The sequence below is a fragment of the Larkinella soli genome (assembly GCF_003703975.1).
GTDB classification, from domain to species: domain Bacteria; phylum Bacteroidota; class Bacteroidia; order Cytophagales; family Spirosomataceae; genus Larkinella; species Larkinella soli.
In genome coordinates, this window is record NZ_QTJY01000071.1 from 1 (window position 1) to 425 (window position 425).

Genomic DNA, 425 nt, shown 5'->3' on the forward strand with positions numbered 1-425 from the left:
AGCCGCACGCGCGGCCCCCGCGCCAGCAGCCGGTTGAAGGGGTCCTGCTCCAGCACCGCCGGCGATACCTTCGAGGACTGCCGGTAGGTGGCCGACCGCACCATCCGACGCAGCATTTTCTTGACGCTCCACTGGTCGGTGGTCATGAACTCGGCCGCCAGCCAGTCGAGCAGTTCACGGTGGGTGGGCGGGAGGCCCTGGGTGCCGAAGTCCTCGACGGTTTCGACCAGACCGGTGCCGAAAAGCTGCTCCCAGAAGCGGTTGACGGCCACGCGGGCGGTGAGCGGGTTGTTGGGACTGACCATCCAGCGGGCCAGGCCCAGGCGGTTGCGGGGCAGGTCGGCGGGCAGGGGCGGCAGCGATTTAGGCACGTCGGGCTTCACTTCCCGGCCTTTCACCAGCCAGTTGCCGCGCTCGAAAACGTG

Annotated in this window: 1 protein-coding gene; it reads right to left on the bottom strand. The window is 68.7% G+C overall.

Annotation, left to right across the window (positions count from 1 at the left end):
• Window positions 1–425 (bottom strand): DUF1553 domain-containing protein (locus tag DX909_RS29360; RefSeq protein WP_128548879.1); only part of this gene is annotated, 425 nt, incomplete at both ends.